Genomic DNA, 17,822 nt, shown 5'->3' with positions numbered 1-17,822 from the left:
ATGGCCAAACGACCACCCATCACAAATCGGGTCAAGGAGCTCCGCGAGGCGCATGACAATATGAGCCAGTCTGCTCTCGCCAAGGCCATCGGCGTCACCCGTCAGACGGTTATCGCTATCGAACAGGGCCGCTATTCCCCGTCGCTTGAAAGCGCATTTCGTATCTCACGAGAGTTCGGCGTCGGTCTGGAGGACGTATTCGGCTGGGATGAGGCCGCCGATCAGTCCTGAGCGGATTGTGACTTCTGTTTTCGAAACCGGGCCGCCTTGGCCCGGTTTCCGCATACGGCCATAGAGCACCAGCGCCGAGACCGGTTCTTCGTGATATCACGGAAATAGAGCGTGCAAGTTGGCCCTTCGCATTGGCGCAGCTGCGCGAGATCAGTTTCAGAGAGATAGTCTGCAATTCGGTCGGCCAGGAGCCGGACAAGCTGATCACCCGTTTGCGGCACACATAGCGGTGCACGCGCGAACCCGCTTCCGTCCCGTGGAATAAACGGACGCCCGGCCAAAGGCACTTCAAGCCAGCGGTTCAGGAATGCCAGATCATCAGATGAAACGGTCACGTCCTCAGAGCTTTCCAGAAGGCCAGTCACACGCCTGAAATCCTCGCGCAGCATGCGAGCGTGCTCAGCAGCGCCATCAAGATCATCCGGTGGAATAGAAGAGAGGATCTCTTCGCCGACCTGAGGTTCGACCATAGCTGCGCCCACCATCCAGCTTATCAGCGCCGTTCCGTCCTCCAGCCAGTCAATATCGGTGCCCGCTGGCGCGCAGACTGAGTTCAAAAGGTCGAGCGCGGTGTGCTCTGCAATATAAAAGGCCGGCATAGGCGGCATTTTAGTCTCCATCATCGCGACATCTCACGCGGATACACATTGATGTGTAACCGGCATTTTGATATTTTAACAGTTACTCCAGTCTGATAACCGTCAAAAACCAAATATAATGGTCACACGGAGAAAAGACATGCCAAAACTATTGCACATTATCAGCTCGCCTCGCGAAGACGCTTCAAAATCCGTTCAGATCGCCGAAGCTTACATTGAGAACCGCAAGCGCGCCGTCCCGACGCTTGAAGTTGACACGCTGAACCTGTGGTCGCTTGATATGCCCGAATTCGACGGCGACAAGGCCGCTGCCAAAATGACCTTTTTCGGCGTCGGTGAAATGGATGACACGCGCCAGACCGCCTGGGATCAGGTTGTTGCGCTGACCGAGAAGTTCAAATCCTACGATCTGTTCGTTTTCTCAGTACCAATGTGGAATGGGGGCGTGCCCTACAAGCTGAAACAATTCCTGGACATCATCACCCAGCCGGGCCTGCTCTTCGGCTTTGATCCGATCAAAGGCTATTTCGGCCTGCTAGACGGCAAGAAAGCGACGCTGGTTCTGACATCGGGCGTATTCGCGCCGGGCGCTGACGAGAAATACGGCAAGGATTTCCATGGCGAATATATGCGCTGGTGGCTTGGCCTTGTCGGCATTCAGGAGGCAAGCATTCTACGCTTCCAGCCCTCGCTCCTGACAGCAGATCCCGATGCTGATCTGAAAGCTGTTCTCGGCGAGCTTGAGCCAGCCTGACCTGCGCCTACGCGCCGCCGGTTCATCGAAAGCAAAACATGCTAGGGTCTCCGCGAATAGTGGAGGCCCTTCTCATGTCAGCTGGTTATCAGGCCGAATATAAAGCGAAACTTTGCGCGCCCGCAGAGGCCGTTCGATTTGCAAGGTCGGGCTCAAACATCTCCATGGGTATGGCGCTCGGCGAACCGCCTGCCCTGCTGGCCGCCTTGAATGAGAAGATCGAGGCCGGAAACCTCACCGATATTCGCCTCTGGTATTTCCACTCAATGCCCGCCGCAGCGCAAACTCTGCTGCGCTATGACATGATGGACCATGTCCACCCGCACTGCATGTTCATGGGACCGACAGAGCGCGCGCTCGCAGAACGCGGCGAGAAGGAAGGACGCAAGGTTCTGAACTTTGTGCCCGTCGCATTTTCAGATGCTCCGCGCCTTTTAAGCCAGCATGTGCAGCTCGACACCTTCATCACCACCGTCTCCCCGATGGATAAGCACGGCTATTTCTCCTTCGGCACGAACAATGACTATGCGAGCACGGCGGCCCGTTCTGCCCGCCATACAGTGGTTGAGGTAAACAAGCATATGCCGCGCGTTTTCGGGGACTCTATGATCCATATCTCCGAAATTGATGCCATAATCGAAAACCATGAGCCATTATTTGAAGCCCCGGCCCGCGAAGCCTCAGCCGAAGAACGCCAGATTGGTGAGATGATAGCTGATCTCGTGCCGGATGGTGCCTGCCTTCAAATGGGTATTGGTGCCCTGCCAAACGAAGTGTGCGGCCATCTGAAGGGCCGGACCGACCTTGGCATTCATACCGAGCTGTTATCGCCCGGGATGGTGGACCTCATCGATTGTGGCGCTGTCACCAACCGAAACAAGAACACGTTTCCGGGCCGCACGGTTTTCACCTTCGCGCTCGGGAACAAGCGCATGTATGATCTGCTGGATGACAATCCGTCGATCAACTCCCACCCGGTGAACATCGTCAACGACCCTCGCCACATTGCAAAGAATGATGGTGTGATCTCTATCAATGCGACACTGCAAGTGGACCTGTTTGGCGCATGCAACTCGGAAAACCTTGCCGGTCGGCAGTATTCAGGCTCTGGCGGCCAGCTCGATTTCGTCCGCGGCGCACGCGCCTCCAAGGGCGGAAAATCGATCATCGCCTGCACATCCACGGCAAAGCATGGTGCTGTGTCGCGCATCGTTCCGGAGCTGACAGGCCCCGTCACAACGCCCCGAAATGACGTCGATACCGTCGTTACCGAATTCGGGATAGCACAATTGATCGGCCTTTCCGGTGAAGAACGTGCACGCGCCATGATCGCGCTGGCCCACCCCGATCACCGAGCTGACCTGGAGGCGGCAGCCCGTAAAGCGCAGATCATCTGAAAAATGCGACATTCTGGCTGACTCTTTTGATTGACATTCATTCGCAACTGAGGCTAGTTGCGACTCATGATCATTTGCGTTTGTCATAATCTGAACGGCCGGAAGGTCGACGATGCCATCGATAACGGCGCTAAATCTCCAAAAGAGATTCAGGCCCATCATGGCAATAAGTTCCAGTGTGGTCGCTGCAAACCTGAAATGTGCGCGCGCCTTCGCGAGAAGACCGCTGAAACCGCAATGGAAAATGATCTAGTTGCGAATGCAATTGCCTAGCACTCTCAACCCATTGATTTTCTTCATAAATTTTATCTGACAAGCCTTCCCGAGGCGGGTTTTCTTGTGGTATTCCTGAGTCCCAGCATAGGAGACTCATCATGAAGGGCGACCCAAAGGTCATCGAATTTCTCAACAAGGCTCTCAAGAACGAGCTGACGGCAATCAACCAGTATTTCCTGCATTCACGCATGCTGAATGACTGGGGCGTGACCAAGCTCGGCAAGAAAGAGTACGAAGAATCTATTGAAGAGATGAATCATGCGGACTGGCTGATCGAACGCATCCTCTTCCTTGGCGGCCTGCCAAACCTTCAGGATCTCGGTAAACTCATGATCGGTGAAACGGTCGAGGAAATCCTCGAATGCGATCTGAAACTAGAACACAACGCTATTCCGCTTCTGCGTGATGCGATTGAACATTGCGAAAGCGTTCGCGACTATGTCTCCCGCGAGCTCTTCTGCAAAATCCTCGATAATGAAGAAGAACATGTCGACTTCATCGAGACCCAGTTCGATCTGATCAAACGCACAGGCATTCAGAACTATATCCAGCTGAATTCAACGGCCGTCACAGACGGGGAATAAGTCTGGCCCGAAACTTGCTCCCCAATGCCCGATTGCCCTGATTTGCAACACCCATATCAGGGCAGCGGGCTAAAGTTTTTGAGGAGTTCGGTGTGAAACGTCTGATTTTTGTCTCTGCGCTGTTATCGCTAGCAGCATGTCAAACCATTCCTGCGGGCATGACCGAAACGCCTGCGACGCCTCCTGTCATCGAGCAAGAAACAAGCACACCCGCCATTGAAACTGCTGAAACGCCCGCAGCAGACACGCTGGCCCTGCTTCGCGCTCAGGCAGCTGAACTCCAGCTTGAAGCCGAAGCCCTCAACGCCGACCTCGCCGAACTCAACGACGCGCTCGCCGGAATGGCCGACGCCCGTAAAGAGCTTGTCGATGCCGCAGCCGGTACGGACAACGAAGCCGAACTGGAACAGGCTGAAACCGCAATCGAACAGATCGACACAAGCATTGCCGCCATTCAGCTAGAAAAACGCGCGGTTATCGCCGAAATCGAAGAAACAACGTCCCGCGCTGAAACACTTCTTGCAGAAGCCGACGAGCTGGAAACCCGCCTGGCAGAAGCGGCAGCAAACGACGACGAAGTCGTGACATTCGTTGTCATGGAAGACCAGATCCGGTCGGATGAAACGCCTGCGCCAACCGCAACGCCTGCCTCTACCCCGCGTGACCGCCGCACGCTTCTGGACTACTCCGACTCAGCGCTCATCTGGTCGCTTCTGTCTGACCAGCTGCGTAATGATGATGTCGCTATTATGGGCATCGTATCAGGCGCCCGGTCTTATTGCGGCCTGAACTGGCAGCAAGGCTTTGCACAGTTTATCCAGATTGCGGCGCAGAACGGTTGGGATGTAGCCGCCATTGCCGAAGAGCATGGCCGCTTTATGGGCGGCGCGCGCCGCTCGCTTCAGGAAGCTGGCTATCAGTGCAATGCAAACGACCTGCAGACACTGGAAGCGATTTATCCATAAGCGATAGAACACCAGAACACAGAAACGCTGGCCTAAGCGCCGGCGTTTTTTAGATCAGGCCGGTTTACGCGCGACGACCATATAATTGATGTCGGTATCACCGGAGAGTGACCAGCTATCACCCAGCGGATTATAGCTGACACCCTGCGCCGGTTCGCACTCAAGTCCTGCGGCGTCCAGCCAGTCTGTAATCTGCTCGGGCTTTAAAAATTTCTGGTAGTCGTGTGTGCCGCGAGGCAGCCAGCCGAGAATGTATTCTGCGCCAACCACCGCCAGCGCGAGCGCTTTCGCTGTTTTATTCAGCGTCGCAACCACCGTCATACCGCCCGGACGGACAAGACCGCAGCAATCCGTCAGATAGGTCTCAGGATCGGCGACATGCTCGATGACTTCCATATTGAGCACCACATCAAACGGAGGCTCGTCCGATGCGAGCAGCGCTTCAGCCGTGCCAGCGCGAAAATCAATCTCCAGCCCCTGTGATTTTGCATGCACGCTTGCCGTCTTGATGTTGTTTTCAGACGCATCCACCGCCGTCACCTGAGCGCCAAGTCGGGCCATCGGCTCGCTGATCAGACCACCGCCGCAGCCAATATCCAGAAGGCGCAAGCCTTCGAGCGGACGAATAGCGCGCGGATCAAGCCCGAAATGGGAAACAATTGTCTCTCGCAAAAAAGTGAGGCGAACCGGATTAAATTTGTGAAGCGGGCGAAAATTTCCCTTTGGATCCCACCATTCACTAGCTATGCGGGAGAATTTAGAGACTTCTTCCGGATCAATGCTTGGAGAAGACAGCCCTTCAGGAGCTTCATTCAAAGAATTCTTCGACATTTTTAATCTCCGCATTTGCGCCAAACCCGTTCACCTCCTACAAGGTGCGGGAAGTTCAGTCCAAGATAAAAGTAGCAGTATCGAATTACGCCGATGTCACCCATTGTCATGAAGTTTGGCGGCACGTCCGTCGCTGATCTCGAACGTATCAACCATGTCGCTGATCTGGTTGCAAAACAGGCCGAAACAAGCCCGGGCGGCGTTGCGGTTATTGTGTCTGCCATGGCTGGCCAGACAAACCATCTCGTGTCTCTGGCAACGGGCGCAGCAGGCGCTGGCGTTGTTGGCGAGAATTTCGATGACGAATACGATGTCATCGTTTCTTCTGGCGAGCAGGTTACATCCGGCCTTCTGGCGCTGGCCCTGCGCAAGCGCGGCCTGAAAGCCCGCTCATGGCTTGGCTGGCAAATGCCGATGCTGACGAACGACATTCACGGCAAAGCGCGTATCCGCGATATTGACGGCGAAGCCTTCTCTCAGGCTGTCGGATCAGGCGAGATTGCTGTCGTTGCAGGCTTTCAGGGCCGCACCGAGGAAGATCGTATCACAACGCTTGGTCGTGGCGGCTCCGATACATCGGCTGTTGCGGTTGCGGCTGCGCTCCACGCCGAGCGCTGTGACATCTATACTGACGTGGACGGCGTTTACACGACTGACCCGCGCATCGTGCCAAAAGCACAGCGCATTGAAAAAATTTCGTACGAAGAAATGCTGGAAATGGCATCTCTCGGCGCGAAGGTTCTTCAGACCCGCTCCGTTGAAATGGCTATGAACCACCGGGTTCCTATCCGTGTGCTGTCCAGCTTTGCCGAAGTCGGCGCAGATAATTCAGGTACACTCGTTTGTGATGAGGATGAGATAATGGAAAAACAGGTTGTCAGCGGCATCGCCTATAGCCGCGATGAAGCAAAGATCAGCCTGCTCGGCGTGTCCAACCACCCAGGTATTGCTGCCGATATCTTCTCACGTCTGGCTGAAGCCAACGTCAATGTGGACATGATCGTTCAGGCTGACGCGCGTGGCCCGGAACAGGCAAACATGGTCTTCACCTGCACAGAACGTGACTCCGAGCTGGCAATTTCTGTGCTGCAGGACGCAAAATCGAAGATTGGCTTCGAATCTATCGTTGTTGACCGTGATGTTGCCAAAGTTTCTGTCATTGGTGTCGGTATGCGTAGTCATACCGGGGTAGCGAAGACGATGTTTGACGCTCTGTCTGCCAAAGGCATCAACATTCAGGTCATTTCGACATCTGAAATCAAAATCTCGGTTCTGATCGACTCATCATACACCGAGCTCGCTGTTCGTGCCCTGCACACAGCATATGGGCTCGATGCCGAGAGCTGAGGACAAAACTTTAAGAGCTGATGGCCCCACCTGACCGGCCTTCTCGCCCAATAGGCGCTGTTGCCCCGCGCATCCTTATGACGCGGCTCAGGTCCCTTATGGCAGAAGGTCGTAGTCTTGATGGCCGTCTGGCGGGCGTTGTTGATCTCATTGCCCGCTCTTTTGTTGCCGATGTTTGCTCGATTTATCTCAGGCTGGAAAATGGCGACTTTGAACTCGTCGCCACCGAAGGCCTCAAACAGGAAGCAATCAAGCGCACGCGACTGGCGCGCAATGAAGGTCTGATCGGTCTTGTTTCCCAGCAGGCCCGCCCGCAAAATATTCAGGACGCGCCGCACCACCCGCGCTTCTCCTATCGGCCTGAAACTGGCGAGGACCCGTTCACGTCCTTCCTTGGTGTGCCAATTCTGCGCTTTGGCCGCGTCATCGGCGTTCTGGCTGTTCAGAACGTTGTGCGCCGCGTTTATGACGAGGAAGATGTCGAAACCCTGCAAACCATTGCCATGGTTCTGGCAGAAGTCGTCACGACCGAATCCAAAAGCGGTTCTGAGGAACTGGCTGACGTCGCCGTTCGCCCGAACCGCCCGCAGGAGCTTATTGGTCGTTCGCTGAGTGATGGGCTCGCAATGGGCGCCGTTCACCTGCACGACCCTGTCGTTGCGCCGGCGCAATTCTTCGCCAAAGATATCGGACACGAAGAAGAACGCCTCAAAACCGCGCTGGAACAGCTGCGCAGCTTTGTCGATTCCATGATGGTCCAGCATGTCTCTCCGCTTGGAGGAGAAAGCCGGGACATTCTCGAAACTTATCGCATGCTCGCCTATGACCCGTCCTGGGCTGCACGTCTGCTGGATGCTGTATCTTCAGGCCTTTCTGCGGAAGCTGCTGTCGACCGGGCCCGCCGTGAACACCGCGCGCGTCTTGAAAGCGCGACAGACAGCTATCTACGCGACCGACTTCACGACCTCGAAGACCTCGACAACCGCCTGCTCCGTCTGCTTGCAGGCCATGAAGGCAGCGTTGCAAGCCCTGACCTCGACGGCAAAATCCTTGTCGCCCGACGCCTCGGGCCGGCAGATCTTCTGGAATATCGGAATGCGGGCCTCCGCGCGATTGTTCTGGAAGACGAAAGCACGACCTCACACGCCGTTATCGTAGCACGCGCGCTGGGCCTACCCCTCGTTGGCGGAGTGGATCGCATTATGGCTGTCGTAGAGAATGGCGATGACGCCATTGTCGACGGCGATACCGGCCATGTTCACATCCGTCCGGAATCTGATCTCGTTGCGGTGTATCGCGACCGGCTCCTCATGCGTAGCCAGCGTCTCGCCGAGTTTGCGGCCATTCGTGACCTGAAAGCGGTTACGCAAGACGGCGTGCACATCGAGCTGATGATGAATGCGGGCCTTTCCATCGACGTCGACAATCTGGACGCATCGGGTGCGGAAGGCATTGGCCTGTTCCGGACCGAATTCCAGTTCCTCGTCTCCGAGACCCTGCCAACGCGCATGGAGCAGCAGGAATTTTACGGCCGCGTCTTCGAAACAGCCGGTGATCGCCCTGTCCTCTTCCGGACACTGGACCTTGGCGGCGACAAGCTTATGAACGGCGCACACTCCACAGGCGAAGAAAACCCGGCTCTGGGCTGGCGCTCACTTCGTCTCGCGCTCGACAAAAAAGGCCTCTTCCGCCGCCAACTTCGCGCACTTTGCCGTGCGGCGGACGGCAAAACGCTTTCTGTCATGTTTCCACTTGTGACCACGCTGGATGAATACCGCGCGGCAAAAGGAATGCTGGAACAGGAGTTCGAACGCGCCAAGCGTCGCGGAGAGAACTATCCATCTGATCTGAAAGTCGGCGCGATGATCGAGACACCTGCTTTCGCGCTCAGCTTCCATGAACTGAAAGGCGAAATCGACTTTCTGTCCATCGGCACGAACGATCTTCACCAGTATTTCTTCGCCGTAGATCGCGATAACCGGATGCTGTCTGACCGCTATCCGATCCTTAACAAGACATTCCTGCTCTTCCTGAAGGATATCTGCGAGCGCGCAAACACCTGTAACGTTCCAGTTTCCATTTGCGGCGAAGCGGCCGGAAATCCGTTAATGGCTTTAGTGTTCAGTTTACTCGGCTTCAGACGCCTATCCATGCCTGTTTCAGGGGTCGGTCCCGTTAAAAGAGCGGTCCGCCGCGTAAACCTTTCGCAGATAGGGTTAAAATTTGAGGCAATATTAGAAAAACAAACCTCAGATATGGAAAAGGATTTGTTAAATCTATTGCAGGAGTATGTTCAGGTGTGAAATCCTACTTGAACACTCGATTTTTAACGTTTTAATCTAAAAAACGAGCGTACAATAAAAATAAGCTCTGGAAGGCGGGCAGTTCCATGGCAAAGGCGGTAGAAAATAAAACCTCGGACAACGAGGCAGACGCGTTGGGAAAGTCGGAGAAAACGAGCTCCGTGACAGCTAAAGCACCTCATCTACAACTCGTAGACGGGCCGGTTGATCCCAATGCACGAATTGGCGAGCGCATGCGTGCAGCGCGCCTCTCACTCGGACTCGAAGTTGACGATGTGTCCCGCAAACTCCGCCTTCGGCGCGACTACATCACAGCTATTGAAGCCATGCAGGTGAACCGCCTGCCGAAAGGCTTCGTGAATCCCTACATTCGTGACTATGCCCGTGCCATCGGCATGTGCCAGAACGAATGCGTCGAGCAGTTCAACTCTCAATGCGGCGCGCTTGCCCAGGCAGCGCCAGAGCAAGTTGTCGTTCGCAAAGATAACAGCCACCGCAACGCGTTCATCCTGAAGGCAGGTCTCGCCATTCTCGGTGTTGTCGTCGCGGGTGGCCTCGCATTCGCGGGCTATAAATTCATCACCACGCCGGCTGAAACCGAGATGGTCGCGCCAGCGCCAACCATCGCGATCACCAGCCCTTATAATGACGGCTCCCGTCTGCCTGTAACCGCCTCTCCGGCGCTGAGCGCAGCGATGAATGCCTTCAATCTGGAAATTCGCGCAGACCGCCGTGCATGGATCGAGATCCGCGGCGCTGATGGTACTTTGTTCGTTGATCGCCAGCTCTCTCGCGGCGAAGTCTATAATCTGCGCGTTGGCGCAGGCTGGACCCTGACGACGCAGGATGCGGGCGCATTCTCCTGGGTGGTCGATGGTGAAGTCGTCAGTCCTGTCGGCATTGCAGACCAACCGCTTTACACGATGGATATCGACAATGCAGCGAGCGCGCTGCGCGACGAGATCGAGGAAAACGCCTACTAGGCCATCCCTCACTCGCAAGTTTTTAAAAACCCGGATCAGACGATCCGGGTTTTTTCTGTTCAGGGCTTCAGCCAGCGTTCCGCGAACTTCTGGAGCCTTGCCAGACCTTCTTCGACGTCTGCGGTTGAACGACAGTAAGATAACCGGATCATTTGCGAGCCGCGCACCGGATCGAAATCGACCCCCGGCGTAACTGCAACACCTGCCTCATTCAGAATTTGAGTCGCAAATTCAGCGCTGTCATCTGTGTAGTCAGAGACGTCGACATAGAAATAGAACGCACCATCCGGCGGAGCCGTTTTCGTAAAGCCGCATTTAGGCAGGCCTTCCTTCATCAGCTCGCGGTTTTTCCGGTAAACCTCAACATTCGCTTCCAACTCGTCTTTTGCGTCAATCGCTGCCAGAGCAGCAACCTGACTGACATGCGGCGCACAGATAAAAAAGTTCTGCGCAAGGCGTTCCACCTGACGGATATGATCTTCCGGCACGACCATCCAGCCAATGCGCCACCCCGTCATGGAGAAGTATTTCGAGAAGGAGTTGATGATGTAGGCATCGTCGCTGACTTCCAGCGCCGTGACGGCCTTACGTTCATACTCGATACCGTGATAAATCTCGTCCGAGATGAAGGACGCGCCGCGTGCAGCGCAAGCCTCCATCAGCGCAGATAGCGCAGGCTTATCGAGCATTGTGCCCGCCGGATTGGTTGGCGATGCAACCAGCAAACCATCCAGATTATCAGGCAGATCATCGGGCACAGGCTGATAGCGGTTTTCCGGCGCGCACTGGAACATCACGGTTTCCAGCCCCAGCGCCTGAATAATCGCCTTATAGGATGGATAGCCCGGCGCACCGATGCCGACACGCGCGCCGGTATCAAACAGAGAGGTGAAAGCCAGCGTAAAGCCGGTCGACGAGCCTGTCGTTACAATGACGCGGTCCGGATTGAGGCTGACGCCGTACCAGTCATCATAAAGCGCAGCGATTTTTTTGCGCAGCGCAGGCAGGCCGAGCGCATTTGTATATCCAAGCGGTCCGGTCTCCATCGCTCTGGCGACGGCTTCGCGCGCAAGCTTCGGTGCCGGCGTTCCAGGCTGGCCAACTTCCATATGGATGATGTGCTTGCCCGCGGCCTCTGCACGGGTCGCCGCTTCCATAACTTCCATGACCTGAAACGGCGCGACGTCGCCGCGTTGAGATACCCGCATAATCTTCCTCACTGAAGTCTGGCCTCAACTCGTCACTAGTCCGTGCCTCGCCGTCCAGCAACAACTTAGAAGGAGAGAATGGCGAAGTGACCTGTAACATCCTGCGTCATGTCATCATTCGCCCTTTACCTTGTCGCATTACATCGCCATTTAGAGGCGAGCGAACAAAGGTGACACGCATGCAGGCCCTTCGTCCATGGCGACATATCGAGCGACGTAAATCCCGCCAGATCATGGTAGGCAATGTGCCGGTTGGCGGCGATGCGCCAATCGCTGTCCAGACCATGACCAACACACCGACAGAAGATGCTGACGCGACGCTGGCGCAGATCCGCGCCGCCGCCGAAGCAGGTGCAGACATTGTGCGCGTTTCCTGCCCGACCGAAGAGTCGACAGCGGCGATGCCTCGCATCTGTAAGGAAAGCCCCGTCCCGATCGTCGCCGACATTCACTTCCACTTTAAGCGCGGCATTGAAGCGGCAGATGCGGGCGCGGCCTGCCTGCGCATTAATCCCGGCAATATCGGCTCTGAAGCGCGCGTGAAGGAAGTCATCGCCGCAGCCAAAGCCAATGGATGCTCCATCCGCATCGGCGTAAATGGCGGCAGCCTTGAGCGCCACCTTCTTGAAAAATACGGCGAGCCCTGCCCCGACGCCATGGTGGAAAGCGCGCTCGACCATGCCCGCATTCTGGAAGACCACGGCTTCGACCAGTATAAAATCTCGGTCAAAGCGTCTGACATGTTCCTCACCGTTGCCGCCTATCAGCAACTGGCAGAGGCGACCGACGCGCCGCTACACCTTGGCATTACCGAGGCAGGCGGACTGCGCACAGGTACAGTCAAATCCTCCATCGGCATGGGCTCTCTTCTCTGGGCAGGCATTGGCGACACGATCCGTGTCTCCCTGTCAGCTGACCCGGTTGAGGAAGTCAAAGTCGGCTTTGAGATGCTGAAAAGCCTCGGCCTGCGGACACGCGGCGTCAACATTGTCGCCTGCCCGAGCTGCGCGCGTCAGGGCTTTGACGTCATCAAGACGGTTGAGATTCTGGAACAGCGCCTCGCCCATATTTCAGAGCCGATCTCGCTCTCTATTATTGGCTGTGTTGTTAATGGACCGGGCGAAGCGGCCCTCACCGATCTCGGCTTCACGGGCGGCGGCAAGGAAGCGGGCAAAATGTTCGTTTCCGGCAGGCCGGACCATAACGTCTCCAACGCAGACATGGTCGATCATATTGTCGATCTGGTCGAGAAACGCGCCGAGCTCATGCGCGCGGAGAAAGAAGCGGCGGAGTAGCGGTCGCCGTGATCCTCAACGCTTAGGGAATTGAAGCATATGGACGTCACAGGTTACTTCAAAGAGCTTCACATATACGAGCTAGACAGGCGAGACAAAATCCTGGGATCGGTATCGCTACCATACGGATTAGTTCTAATCATCTCAGGTGCTATGTACGGTATACTGCAAAAAACCGAGACACCCCTAGCGGTACATCACTGCACTCTCATAGCACTGACTTCTCTGACTTTCCTCTTTTTAGCTATTGTCGTCGCTAAATTGTTCAGAGTCACATTTGGAACAGCGTATGCCTACCCAGCCAGCGCAGCCCAACTCGCCGATTACCTCGATAGCCTCAAAGCGCATTACCAAGAACAGGACTCTGAGAAAGCAGAGGCCCGCTTCTTAGATTTCTTAAATTCTGAGCACATCAGATGCGCCGAACATAATGCAATAGCTAATGATCGTCGGGCTTCCAGATTAAACCAATCGTCTAAATGGTTGCTCTTTGCAATATTTTCAGGAACAGTATCTGCAGTCGCAGATGTTTATTTCACTATTTTTGGATGAATTATGACTAACTCGAATTCGCCACCTCCTCCACCGCCCCCACAAGAACCACCGCCACCGCCAGGGCGTCTAGTCAAAGATGATAAGCCTCCTCGAACACGCTAACGTTAGACGACCAAAGACGTTTTTGCGTGCTTTTTGCCATCAACTAACCCCAACTATTTGTGCATTGGTTGAGAAGAGCGTAGCTATCCTGTCCAGGAATCTGGGGCTTGCAGTGTCAACTTCCAGTCTAACTCCCCTGTTGTCTTCCGTTCATGTTCGTTCATTTAGATTAAGATGAACAATTTCAGGCAGCATTCGGGGGCTGATATGAAACCAACACTTCTCGCAATGGCTGGCGCAGGCGCGCTCACACTCGTGGGCTGTACGACAGCGGACATGCAGATGCTCAACGCGGCGCTGGAACAGACCGCATACGAGATGCAGCAAACCAATCAGGGCTATTACAATAACGGCTACAACAATCCGTACACGAACGCTTATAACAACGCGACCCCGTATGCCCCGCGGATCAACAACACGATCGGCAATACATGGGTTGGCTATAACCAGTGTAATTATACCGGCACGCGTTATTCCTGCGACACCAATGGCGACGGCTATGCCGACATGTATGGCAATTCGCAGGACGGCACATATTCCTCATCGCATCTGCGCGTGAATGGCTATGGCGAGGCCTATACCCGCGGCTCTAACGGTCAGTGGGTGCGTAACCCTGCCTATGATGACCCGCCACCGAACACGCGTCCTGTGCGCAATAACGGGCACCACCGGTATGACAAGGAATAGGCCCGCATCAGCAAAACTGAAGGCTCGCCGCCGCAATTCCAGCTGGTAGCTCAGACGGTTTCTGGCTTATGTTTCTCCTATTGAGGGAAGGAGATACCATTTTGCCATTCGTAAATATCAAGATCACCAAGGACGGCGCCACGGCCGAACAGAAAGCCACACTCATCAGGGGCGTCACGGACCTGCTGGTCGATACGCTGGACAAGAACCCGGCGACCACAGTTGTCGTGATTGAAGAGGTCGAGACCGACAATTGGGGTATTGGCGGCCTCTCGGTCACGGAAAGACGGAAGCACCCGGGCGCATAACGGACCTGGTTTGAAATCAGATTTCATGGGCCCGGGATCGCGCGCTTCTTTCATGCCTCAACTGAGCGCTGCGCCTGTCGGTTTTTGAGTTTCAGCCCGACGGCGACCAGCGATTCAATTGCCGGGATCAGTTCACCCCCCAGCTCCGTCAGAGCATACTCGACAGAAGGCGGTGAGGTGTCTTTCACATGCCGTGATATGACGCCCTTCTCCTGTAACTCTGCCAGACGTTTTGAGAGAACTTTGGCCGAAATCGGTGGGATATCGGATTTCAGCTCTGAAAACCGTCTCGGTCCGCCGCGTAATTGCCAGATCACATTCGCGGCCCATTGCCCGGAAATCACATCCATACAAACCGTCAGATCGCATGGACCCGGCGGTTCCGGGCTATGGTTTTTCCGCATCTTCAGAGGCATGTCTCAGAAACCTGGTTTCCTGTAGGTAACTCGATAATGATAGTTACCATTGGTTACCTCATTGTCAATGGTAACCCCGATACGCACATCCCTCCTGTCTTTAACTGACGGAGAAATGGACATGAAACTCTACTTAAAGCCGGGCGCCTGCTCCATGGCGACACATATTCTTTTCAATGAACTTGGCTTCGACTACGAAACCGAAACGGTCGACACGTCGGCAGGCACCACCGCAACCGGCGAGGATTTTCTCAAGATCAATCCCCGGGGATATGTGCCGGCTCTGAAGCTGGACGATGGTCAGATCATCACGGAAAATCCGGCGATACTGGAATATGTGGGCGATCTTCGCCCGGGCGCTTTCACCCCCGTTCACGGAACGATGGACCGTGTGCGTCTTTCAGAAATGCTCAGCTTTCTGGGAGCCGAACTCCATAAAGCCTTCAGCCCTCTCTTTGCCGGGCTGGAAGGCGAAGCCCGGACAGAGGCTCTGGCAAAGCTCAATGTTCAATTCAAACGCCTGGACAACATACTCTCAGATGCCCGCCCTTATCTGCTCGGCGAGACCTATACGGCCGCAGACATGTACGCATTTGTCGTCCTCGGCTGGACCGACTTTCTGGACATTTCGCTTGCCGGTTATACTCACATTGAGGCCTTCCGTGCACGGATCGCAGAACGCCCGGCCGTGCAGGAGACGCTGAAACAGGAAGGCCTTGTCGCATGACATCCGCCTTTACCGAGGTGGAGGCGGTATTACAGGACTATTTCGATGGTCTTTATACCTGTGATGTCGAAATACTGTCGCGCGTATTTCATCCCTTCGCAATATACGCCACCGCTGACGAGTCACCCACGCTGATCCGGCACATGCCGAACTATTTTGAGGTGGTTGCGGCCCGGGAACCTGGCGCTTCACGTGGCGAAACGCGCAAGGACTCCATCGATGCGATAGACTTCGCAGGCGACAAGACCGCATTCGCCCGCGTTCGCTGCCGTATCGGTCAGCGTGATTTCATCGATTTTCTGACACTGATCCGCGACCATGATCGCTGGCAGATCATCTCCAAAGTCTTTCATTTCACAGAAACCAGATGAGGGCCGTAAAATGCCATTTGTGAACATCAAAGTGACCCGTGAGGGCGTGACAGCAGAGCAGAAAGCACAGCTCATAGAAGGTGTGACCACGCTGCTGAAAGATGTCCTGAATAAAAATCCATCGACAACCTTTGTGGTTATTGATGAAGTTGACTTGGACAATTGGGGGGCTGGCGGTTTGCCCGTTACAGAATTCAGAAAAAGGGCATTAAACACCTGATGAATGGACAGTTATGGATGTATGGCGTGATGATCGTCGCAGGTGTCGGCATACCCGTCATGGCGGCTATGAATGCGAGTCTGGGGGTACGGATCGGCGCGCCTGCATCCGTAATGTCTCTTCTCACCGTGGGGCTGATCGCCACCACCTGTATCGCCATCGCCCTGAATGGCCTGCCCGATCTGAACGCCATGCGCGCAGCACCGCCATGGTTGTTTCTGGCCGGGCTCGCCATGGTGTTCTACATTCTGTCGATCACCTGGCTGGCCCCGCGTATGGGCATTGGCCCGGCCATTCTCTGCGTCTTGCTGGGCCAGATCATATGCGCTGCACTCATCGATCATTTCGGATGGTTCGGCGCCGTAAAATCCCCGCTTGATCTGAAAAAGCTCATCGGCATTTGTCTGATGATTGCGGGGATTTATCTGGCGCGCAGGCCGGCCTGACGGTCAGCCTGCCACTTGTATCGCTCTGTCCGACGGGGTGGAACCGGGCCTCGGTTTCAGTCCGAACAGAGGCCTAAACCAGCCGATACGGCGGATGACAAGTTCGTGCAGCAAGGCGCAGCCCCCGAAGGTTGCCAGCACGACGAGCGGAAACTCCACCTCAACCGGCAGGCCCTGACGCGTTAGCCAGAAACCGGCCATCACGGTGAGGGTCTGATGCAGAATATACCAGGGGAAGACGGCCTCGGTCATATAGCGAAGCGCCGGGCTATCATGAAGCAGATACCGCGCTGCCAGACCGATCAGTGTCAGGATCATGATCCAAGCATAGGCAAGGCGCGCAATGCGGGCCGGCCAGATGATCCAGTCGTAATTGCCGCTTTCCGCCCAGGCTTCCCAGTTCGTCCAGACTACGGATAAGGTCGCGCCGAGCGTCAGAACTAGGCCCGCGGCCCATGGCAGGCTGCGGCGGACAGCGCTCCAGAAATGCTTATCCTTGGCGAGCACAAACCCCATCAACAGCATGGTGAAGCTGTGCGCGTGATTGGCCCAATCCTCGGTGAGGTTGTGCGTCGTCGGAAAATGCGGATCGAGCAGTACGCGATAAAGAATATGTGGCAGCACCGGGATGGCGAGCGCGCTCAGAATGCCAAACCGTCCAGCAAAGAGAAAGCGCGTGACCTTCTCGCCTGCCCCCTGCATAAACCGGCTGATCAGGCCAGATGGCGGCAACAGGATCAGGGTGTAGACGAGCAGATAGACCACATACCAGAGATGGTTCCATGTCGGCGTGGTGATAGAGAACTCGCTCATCGGATCGATATATTCCGGCCAGAACGCCCAGAAGCTTCCTTCAAACTCACCGCTTTCAACGAGCTGCAGCCAGCTTTGCGGGGCGACGATCACCGCCATGCCAAACAGGATAGGAATGCCCAGCCGCCAACTGCGCTCACGCATGCGCGCGCCAATCCCGCCTTTATCGGCCAGAAAGCGCAGCGCCACGCCCGAAATGAAGAAGAGAAGCGATAGCCTCCACGGATTGGTAAGCAGCATCAGCCATTCGGCATCCGGCCCTGCGTGCACGCTTTTCACATGCCAGCCCCACGTCACATAAAACATACCGGTGTGGTAAAAAATGAGGATCAGAAAGGCGATTACACGGAGCCAGTCGAGGTCGTATCGCCGTGTTGTCATGTCAGTCATCTGGAATGTCTCCC

General features: G+C 55.5%; 22 protein-coding genes. 17 read left to right on the top strand and 5 right to left on the bottom strand.

The genetic code is table 11. From position 1 onward, the window contains the following. Entirely contained in the window at positions 1-231 is a 231-nt protein-coding gene (locus G523_RS0106900; protein ID WP_022694306.1) for a helix-turn-helix transcriptional regulator, read from the top strand. Here the strand turns inward: G523_RS0106900 and G523_RS18390 are convergent. Then, on the bottom strand, positions 222-854 hold the full coding sequence (locus G523_RS18390) for a CGNR zinc finger domain-containing protein (protein WP_022694305.1): 633 nt from the start codon (positions 852-854) through the stop codon (positions 222-224). The genes G523_RS0106900 and G523_RS18390 overlap by 10 nt on opposite strands. Positions 855-969: 115 nt before the next feature. Between G523_RS18390 and G523_RS0106890 the strand changes: the two genes are divergently transcribed. The 5 genes from G523_RS0106890 to G523_RS0106870 all read left to right on the top strand — a co-directional run bounded on the left by G523_RS0106890 (position 970) and on the right by G523_RS0106870 (position 4,806). Then, on the top strand, positions 970-1,584 hold the full coding sequence (locus G523_RS0106890; RefSeq protein ID WP_022694304.1) for an FMN-dependent NADH-azoreductase: 615 nt from the start codon (positions 970-972) through the stop codon (positions 1,582-1,584). Between the two features lie 74 nt (positions 1,585-1,658). Beyond that, positions 1,659-2,981 carry an acetyl-CoA hydrolase/transferase family protein gene (locus G523_RS0106885; protein WP_022694303.1) on the top strand — a complete coding sequence of 441 codons (1,323 nt, stop codon included), beginning with the start codon at positions 1,659-1,661 and terminating at the stop codon, positions 2,979-2,981. Between the two features lie 66 nt (positions 2,982-3,047). Then, complete coding sequence (locus G523_RS0106880) at positions 3,048-3,254, top strand: (2Fe-2S)-binding protein (RefSeq protein WP_022694302.1); 207 nt, start codon at positions 3,048-3,050, stop codon at positions 3,252-3,254. A 101-nt stretch (positions 3,255-3,355) separates the two neighbouring features. After that, positions 3,356-3,841, top strand: coding sequence for a bacterioferritin (bfr, locus tag G523_RS0106875; protein ID WP_022694301.1), 486 nt, complete (start codon positions 3,356-3,358; stop codon positions 3,839-3,841). Positions 3,842-3,933: 92 nt separating this feature from the next. After that, positions 3,934-4,806 (top strand): hypothetical protein, encoded by an 873-nt coding sequence (locus G523_RS0106870; RefSeq protein WP_022694300.1) that lies wholly within the window; start codon positions 3,934-3,936, stop codon positions 4,804-4,806. Between the two features lie 54 nt (positions 4,807-4,860). Here the strand turns inward: G523_RS0106870 and ubiG are convergent, their stop codons facing one another. Then, positions 4,861-5,637, bottom strand: a complete 777-nt coding sequence (gene ubiG, locus G523_RS0106865; RefSeq protein WP_022694299.1) for a bifunctional 2-polyprenyl-6-hydroxyphenol methylase/3-demethylubiquinol 3-O-methyltransferase UbiG — start codon at positions 5,635-5,637, stop codon at positions 4,861-4,863. A gap of 93 nt (positions 5,638-5,730) precedes the next feature. Between ubiG and G523_RS0106860 the strand changes: the two genes are divergently transcribed. The 3 genes from G523_RS0106860 (at position 5,731) to G523_RS0106850 (ending at position 10,270) form a co-directional block, all read left to right on the top strand. Continuing rightward, the gene (locus tag G523_RS0106860; protein ID WP_022694298.1) at positions 5,731-6,984 is read left to right on the top strand and encodes an aspartate kinase; all 1,254 of its coding nucleotides are present in this window, start codon (positions 5,731-5,733) and stop codon (positions 6,982-6,984) included. A gap of 98 nt (positions 6,985-7,082) precedes the next feature. After that, positions 7,083-9,287 carry a phosphoenolpyruvate--protein phosphotransferase gene (ptsP, locus tag G523_RS0106855; protein WP_022694297.1) on the top strand — a complete coding sequence of 735 codons (2,205 nt, stop codon included), beginning with the start codon at positions 7,083-7,085 and terminating at the stop codon, positions 9,285-9,287. A 161-nt stretch (positions 9,288-9,448) separates the two neighbouring features. Further along, entirely contained in the window at positions 9,449-10,270 is an 822-nt protein-coding gene (locus G523_RS0106850; RefSeq protein ID WP_162141033.1) for a helix-turn-helix domain-containing protein, read from the top strand. 59 nt (positions 10,271-10,329) lie between these two features. Here G523_RS0106850 and G523_RS0106845 read toward each other — a convergent pair whose 3' ends face one another. Next, positions 10,330-11,478, bottom strand: a complete 1,149-nt coding sequence (locus tag G523_RS0106845) for a pyridoxal phosphate-dependent aminotransferase (protein WP_022694295.1) — start codon at positions 11,476-11,478, stop codon at positions 10,330-10,332. Positions 11,479-11,657: 179 nt separating this feature from the next. Here G523_RS0106845 and ispG point away from each other — a divergent pair, with 179 nt between their 5' ends. The 4 genes from ispG to G523_RS0106825 all read left to right on the top strand — a co-directional run bounded on the left by ispG (position 11,658) and on the right by G523_RS0106825 (position 14,425). Beyond that, positions 11,658-12,773 (top strand): flavodoxin-dependent (E)-4-hydroxy-3-methylbut-2-enyl-diphosphate synthase, encoded by a 1,116-nt coding sequence (ispG, locus tag G523_RS0106840; protein ID WP_022694294.1) that lies wholly within the window; start codon positions 11,658-11,660, stop codon positions 12,771-12,773. Between the two features lie 39 nt (positions 12,774-12,812). After that, entirely contained in the window at positions 12,813-13,325 is a 513-nt protein-coding gene (locus tag G523_RS0106835; RefSeq protein ID WP_022694293.1) for a hypothetical protein, read from the top strand. Between the two features lie 312 nt (positions 13,326-13,637). Next, the gene (locus G523_RS0106830; RefSeq protein WP_022694292.1) at positions 13,638-14,117 is read left to right on the top strand and encodes a hypothetical protein; all 480 of its coding nucleotides are present in this window, start codon (positions 13,638-13,640) and stop codon (positions 14,115-14,117) included. Positions 14,118-14,218: 101 nt separating this feature from the next. Next, a complete protein-coding gene (locus G523_RS0106825; RefSeq protein WP_027441523.1) occupies positions 14,219-14,425 on the top strand; it encodes a 2-hydroxymuconate tautomerase family protein in 207 nt (68 codons plus the stop codon). A gap of 50 nt (positions 14,426-14,475) precedes the next feature. Here G523_RS0106825 and G523_RS0106820 read toward each other — a convergent pair whose 3' ends face one another. After that, the gene (locus G523_RS0106820; RefSeq protein ID WP_022694290.1) at positions 14,476-14,841 is read right to left on the bottom strand and encodes a winged helix-turn-helix transcriptional regulator; all 366 of its coding nucleotides are present in this window, start codon (positions 14,839-14,841) and stop codon (positions 14,476-14,478) included. Between the two features lie 121 nt (positions 14,842-14,962). Here G523_RS0106820 and G523_RS0106815 point away from each other — a divergent pair, with 121 nt between their 5' ends. Genes G523_RS0106815 through G523_RS0106800 form a run of 4 tightly spaced genes read left to right on the top strand, consistent with a single transcriptional unit; the run spans position 14,963 to position 16,605 of the window. Continuing rightward, entirely contained in the window at positions 14,963-15,568 is a 606-nt protein-coding gene (locus tag G523_RS0106815; RefSeq protein ID WP_027441522.1) for a glutathione binding-like protein, read from the top strand. Beyond that, a complete protein-coding gene (locus G523_RS0106810) occupies positions 15,565-15,939 on the top strand; it encodes a nuclear transport factor 2 family protein (RefSeq protein WP_022694288.1) in 375 nt (124 codons plus the stop codon). Before G523_RS0106815 ends, G523_RS0106810 begins: the two co-directional genes overlap by 4 nt. Before the next feature lie 10 nt (positions 15,940-15,949). Beyond that, complete coding sequence (locus G523_RS0106805) at positions 15,950-16,159, top strand: 2-hydroxymuconate tautomerase family protein (protein WP_022694287.1); 210 nt, start codon at positions 15,950-15,952, stop codon at positions 16,157-16,159. Further along, positions 16,159-16,605: a DMT family transporter gene (locus tag G523_RS0106800; RefSeq protein ID WP_022694286.1), complete on the top strand. Its 447-nt coding sequence runs from the start codon at positions 16,159-16,161 to the stop codon at positions 16,603-16,605. Before G523_RS0106805 ends, G523_RS0106800 begins: the two co-directional genes overlap by 1 nt. A gap of 3 nt (positions 16,606-16,608) precedes the next feature. On the opposite strand, the gene G523_RS0106795 is transcribed toward G523_RS0106800, so the two are convergent. Then, complete coding sequence (locus G523_RS0106795) at positions 16,609-17,808, bottom strand: acyltransferase family protein (protein ID WP_022694285.1); 1,200 nt, start codon at positions 17,806-17,808, stop codon at positions 16,609-16,611. Positions 17,809-17,822 lie beyond the last annotated feature (14 nt).

Source organism: Ponticaulis koreensis DSM 19734 (genome assembly GCF_000420665.1).
Lineage (GTDB): Bacteria > Pseudomonadota > Alphaproteobacteria > Caulobacterales > Hyphomonadaceae > Ponticaulis > Ponticaulis koreensis.
The sequence above is the reverse complement of the archived record's forward strand: the minus strand, read 5'-3'. Positions and strand labels throughout refer to the sequence as shown.